This is a genomic window from Succinimonas sp., from assembly GCF_045225735.1.
Taxonomy (GTDB): Bacteria; Pseudomonadota; Gammaproteobacteria; order Enterobacterales; family Succinivibrionaceae; genus Succinimonas.
The window spans coordinates 1-4,703 of the sequence record NZ_JBGVBR010000119.1; the positions used below are offsets into that span (position 1 = coordinate 1).

Sequence of the window (4,703 nt, forward strand, 5' to 3'; positions counted from 1 at the left end):
AGGAGTGCTGATAGGCAGCGTCATGGCGAAGCTCATGGCCAGAGCCATGATTATCAGGCAGTGAGACATGTGCATGCCGGTATCGGCGTTGGCCAGCACCGCTACGGCGATGGGGATCATCAGGTTGGCTGCGGCGGTGTTGGAGATAAAGTTTGACAGCGCCCAGCCGATGGTGGCCAAAACGGCGATGATCATAAAGCCGCTGAACTGCGAGTAGTCTACCATGTGAGCCAGCTTGTCAGCCAGACCGGTTACGCCCAGAGCATTGCCGATGGCGATACCGCCGGCGATGAGCCAGATAACGTCCCAGTTCATGCGCTTGATGTCGCCGGTTTCCAGAATGCCGGTAGCGGTGTAGCCCATGAGCGGAACCAGAGCAATGATGTAGCTGTTGATGCCGTGGAGCTTTTCGGTCATCCACAGGAGGATGGTAAGTCCGAAAATCACATAAACCACAATGGATTTCCAGTCCTTCTCGAATTTGGAATCAATGGTGAGCTTGATTTCGGAGATGCGGAAGGGGAACATGAAGTGCAGCACCAGCCAGGCTGCCATAATGCAGATTATGGCCAGCGGGAAGCAGATTATCATCCAGTTCAGGAAGCTGATGGAGTTTTCGCCGGTAAGAAAGCTCAGAGCGATGGCATTGGGAGGAGTGCCCACCGGGGTGGCAATGCCGCCGATGTTGGCAGCAAAGGGCACAGCCAGTACCAGCGCCTTGATGCCGGGATCCTTCTTGTCAACAGTTGCCAGCACCGGAGCGATCATGGCCAGCATCATAACGGTGGTGGCGGTGTTGCTCATGAACATGGCGAAGCAGCCGGTGATGCACATGATGCCCATGGTGACCAGACCCGGACGCTTGCCGAAGGGCTTCAGCAGAATCTTGGCCAGATTGATGTCCAGCTTGTACTTGGTGGCGGCAATAGCCAGGGCAAAACCGCCGATAAAGAGTATCAGCACCGGAGAACTGAAGCTGTTCAGCACCTGCTGGTACTTCATGACGTGGCTGGGGTCTGTGGCTTTAAGATATTCCCGCACCGGGGTAAGACCGCCGTCCGAGATAAAGATACAGAGAGAGCCGATAATGGTAAGGGAGGTGGCATATACCGGCATGGGCTCCAGAATCCAGAGCAGAGCCGCTCCCACAAATATCACCAGAGTGATCTGCTGCACAGCCGTAAGAGGCAGAGTTTCCGGCATGATGGCGGGCAGAAAATAGGTGAAAGCACAGATAAGGGCGATAACAAACAGCTTTATGATGTTTGCCTTCAGCCCGGAATCTGAAGCCGGTGCGGCATCAGTATTTCCTGAAGGGGCATTTGAGCCGCTTCCCGGAGATGAGGGTGCGTTAGTCATAACTTTCTTCCTGTTATAGAGTTATTAGAAAATTTTCCGGCTGTAATTGTAGTCATCCTCGCTGAAAATGGTTTCTAAATGATGATTGACGTGAGCAATATTGTGACTTTATCCCGAAAATGTTACCTCTGAGCGGTATTTTGCGGGGAAATCCGGTGGCAGACAGTCAGAAATGACAGCTAAAATGACAGGCAAAGGAGCAAATCTGATCAGGATACGGGGCGGAAAATATCCTTGATTCATGCCCGCGGACAGCCGGGAATTTAGTTTGAAAGCGTGACAGGAGGAGATCATGAGGGGCTGTCTGGCATTAGTTGGGATGGTCGCTTTCTTTTGCGCCTGCGGCGGCATGCTCATTTTCCAGAAAATCATGCCGAACAATGAAGACAGCAGCTGCATAGGCTGCTGCGGCGGAGCGGTATTCGGGGTTATCCTCTGTATGGTCGTTACATTTTGGCTGTTCTGGCTGGCGGGCAAATAAAGGCTTCAGAGCTTTTTCTGATTTGGTGACCGTCTTTTCCGGAGCGTCGGATATCCGGGAAATTGCGTTTAACAGCGTTACAAGAGGAGATGAGTATGTGGTTAGTATGGGGGTTAATAGGATGGGTTGCCTTTTGGGCCTACGGCTGCATGCTTCTTTTTTCAATACTCATGCCGAACCGGAAAAACAGCGGCTGGATTGGCTGCGGTTGCGGCGCGTTGTTCGGGATTAGCTTTTTAGCAGCCGTCGCGGCGTTTCTGACATGGGGGTGATAAAGGTTTCAGATCTGTGCCGGCACTGCCTGTAAGCAGGTCGGGACATTTCTTCATGTTTTTTGCAGCCGTCATGTTCCGTCCGCAGTTCCGGATTTCTCCTCAAGAGATATTTAACCCCGCGCTGCTATTCCGGAGTCTCTTGTAACGATCTCTTCCGTATCTTCCTGAAAATGTTACCAGCGGCTTAAAATCTTATCCGAAAGAGCCTGTTTTGCGGGGTTTTTGAACTTGCCTAGCTTTTTGATGCCGGGGGTGATGGTAGAATCTCATAAGGCTGGTTCGGTTCCGGCGGGGCTTTTAATTCTCTCTTTCCGTTTCCGGGACAGCGCAAACTACTCAGACTTAAGCAGGACATTTTTATGCTGATTGCGGAATTTATTTTCATGCTGCTGATGCTTTACATCGGCAGCAGATTCGGGGGTATCGGCCTGGGGCTGGTCTCCGGAATCGGACTTATGGTGGAGGTGTTCATCCTGAGAATGCCGGTAGGGCATGCTCCGGTGGATGTAATGCTGATTATTCTGGCGGTGGTAGGCTGCGCCGCCGTGCTAGAGGCCTCCGGCGGACTCAAGTTCATGCTGCAGATCGCTGAGAGGATTCTGAGGAAGCATCCCAAGGGCATTACCTTCCTGGGCCCCTTAGTGACCTTCCTCCTCAGCGTGATGCTGGGCACCGGCCATGCCGTATACACCATTATGCCTATTATCGGAGACATCGCCCTTAAGAACAGAATCCGTCCGGAACGCCCCATGGCCGCGGCTTCAGTGGCTTCCCAGCTGGCTCTTACCGGATCTCCCATATCAGCGGTGGTGGCCTGCTATCTGGGCAAGGACGTTATGCAGATCCCGGGACTTGAGAACATCACTCTCGTGGATATCCTGATGGTTACCTTCCCGGCTACGCTTATGGGCGTTATTGCCATGTCCATATACTCCAATTTCCGCGGCAAGGAGCTCATGGATGATCCGGATTTCAAAAAGAAACTGGATGATCCGGATTTCCGGGAGCAGCTGAAGGCAACCAGCCAGACCACCCTTAACGAGAAGCTGCCCCGGGAAGCCGCAATATCGGTGGGCATCTTCCTGCTGGCTCTGGTGCTCATCTTTATCATTGCCGTATTCCCTTCTATCAGAACCATCGGGGAAGGAGCCAAGCCCATTTCCATGGGAGTGGTAATTCAGATGGTAATGCTGGCCTTCGGAGCCCTTATCGTCATTGTCGCCAAAACTCCGGTAGCCAAGGTTCCCAATGGCGTGGTATTCAAATCCGGTATGACGGCGTGCGTGGCGATTTTCGGAATAGCATGGATGTCCGATACCTATTTCGCCTATGCCATGCCTTCCTTCAAGGCGGCCATTACCGACATGGTTAACAATTACCCGTGGACCTTTGCGCTGGCTCTTTTTGCGGTATCCGTGGTGGTCAATTCCCAGGCGGCAACTGCCAAGATCCTGCTTCCGGTAGCCGTAGCCATCGGACTTCCGGCTCCGGTGCTTATCGGCCTGATGCCGGCCACCTATGCCTACTTCTTTATTCCGAACTATCCTTCGGACATCGCCACGGTGAACTTCGATGTTTCCGGAACCACCAAGATCGGCAAGTGGTACTTTAACCACTCCTTCATGGTTCCCGGTCTTATCGGGGTGTTCGTAGCCTGTCTGGTTGGTCTGCTTCTGGCGAAGCTCTTCATTTAGCCGCCGGAAAGAGCGGATACAGAGAGCGCGGTTTCCTTACGGGGCTGCGTTTTTTTGTGGGAGGGCCTATGGGCCGGATGTTCGGCAAATATGGGGAAATGACCCAAACACGACATCTGGCGGTTAAGGCTGGAAGGGGCAGCGCAGGAGTAGCAGGGGCGCAGTTTGCGTGGAACCTGCTCTTGACTTTAATAATTAAATCAAAAAATCAGAGAATGTTTAACATGATTCTATTAAATCGTTATAGAAATTTGCTTTATTTCCATAATAATCAATAATAACAAACAATGAAGAATTTAAAACGCTTAACGAGCTTTCACTGCATACGAGAAGATGCTGTTGTTTTATGATTGATGTGGAAGTTGACAAATTCTGATAATCAGAATAAACAAGATCGTGTAAACATCTGTTTTTAAGTTCATTGTATAGCAATATTAATTTTGCTAAATGAAGTCTTATTAAATTATCAAAATCGTTAGCCTTGTAATTATCAATCCTAACTCCTGCAAGTCGTTTCTTAGATGCCAGTGATTTGAAGTCTTTAATACATTCAATTTTAATTTTTGCATCAAGAAAGTCTCGATCATCAAAGCAGTTACAATATCTGAAAGATTCCATCATTGGATAGTTAATGTACAGCCTCCCAACCGAAGGATCTGTCTCATTGGTAAAATATTCTGCCATCTCCGTTAGTATGGTTATATTGCAGTCAACAACATCTTTGACGTTATGTTCTGTTCCTCTTTTATTGAAAGGCAAATTGTGCAAATCACTGTCAAATATCAAATAAACATAAGTAAAATTCTGATCAAGGTTTACACTTTTATCATCCGAAAGTTCCTTTAAGACATCTTTTACATCGCACAGAAAATCATAATGTTTCATTCTTGAATA

The 4,703-nt window shown here is 49.6% G+C and carries 4 protein-coding genes; 1 reads left to right on the top strand and 3 read right to left on the bottom strand.

Going from position 1 to position 4,703, the window contains the following annotated elements; all coding sequences use genetic code 11:
- Nucleotides 1–1,359: SLC13 family permease (locus ACJROR_RS04410; RefSeq protein ID WP_406546036.1), on the bottom strand; the 1,359-nt coding region annotated here is incomplete at its 3' end.
- Between the two features lie 310 nt (nucleotides 1,360–1,669).
- A complete protein-coding gene (locus ACJROR_RS04415) occupies nucleotides 1,670–2,005 on the bottom strand; it encodes a hypothetical protein (protein WP_406546037.1) in 336 nt (111 codons plus the stop codon).
- Nucleotides 2,006–2,474: 469 nt separating this feature from the next.
- Here ACJROR_RS04415 and ACJROR_RS04420 point away from each other — a divergent pair, with 469 nt between their 5' ends.
- Nucleotides 2,475–3,809: an anaerobic C4-dicarboxylate transporter gene (locus ACJROR_RS04420; protein WP_406546038.1), complete on the top strand. Its 1,335-nt coding sequence runs from the start codon at nucleotides 2,475–2,477 to the stop codon at nucleotides 3,807–3,809.
- A 219-nt stretch (nucleotides 3,810–4,028) separates the two neighbouring features.
- Here the strand turns inward: ACJROR_RS04420 and ACJROR_RS04425 are convergent.
- Nucleotides 4,029–4,703 (bottom strand): hypothetical protein (locus ACJROR_RS04425; protein WP_406546039.1); only part of this gene is annotated, 675 nt, incomplete at its 5' end.

Bases quoted from the DNA above. Each gene is read 5' to 3' on its own strand.
- ACJROR_RS04420 (WP_406546038.1), top strand. From the start codon at position 2,475: ATGCTGATTGCGGAATTTATTTTCATGCTGCTGATGCTTTACATCGGC.